1 protein-coding gene is annotated in these 429 nt (G+C 60.6%); it reads left to right on the top strand.

What is annotated here, in order from left to right:
- Nucleotides 1-429 (top strand): Ig-like domain-containing protein (locus UF06_RS26950; protein ID WP_045571811.1); only part of this gene is annotated, 429 nt, incomplete at both ends.

Genomic DNA, 429 nt, shown 5'->3' with positions numbered 1-429 from the left:
CCAGACGGCGGCCTGGAAATCACCCACATCAACGGCGTGGCGTTAACCGGCAATGCCCAAGACATCGCGGTGGACAATGGCACCGTGGTCATCGCGGCGGATGGCGCGATGACGTTCGAGCCAGCGGCTGACTTCAATGGTGAGATCAACTTCGGCTACCAGGTGAAAGACGCGGACGGCGATGTAGACAGCGCGAACGTGAAAGTGACCGTGAATGCCGTGAACGATGCGGTAGACGCGGTGAATGACGAAGTGACGGTTGCCGAAGACGGCAGCATCACGCTGAACCTAACGGGCAACGACAGTGCACCAGACGGCGGCCTGGAAATCACCCACATCAACGGCGTGGCGTTAACCGGCAATGCCCAAGACATCGCGGTGGACAATGGCACCGTGGTCATCGCGGCGGATGGCGCGATGACGGTTGTG

The sequence above is a fragment of the Vibrio sp. S234-5 genome (assembly GCF_000960595.1).
In the GTDB taxonomy this organism is placed as follows: domain Bacteria; phylum Pseudomonadota; class Gammaproteobacteria; order Enterobacterales; family Vibrionaceae; genus Vibrio.
This window is presented reverse-complemented; position numbering and strand designations above follow the sequence as displayed.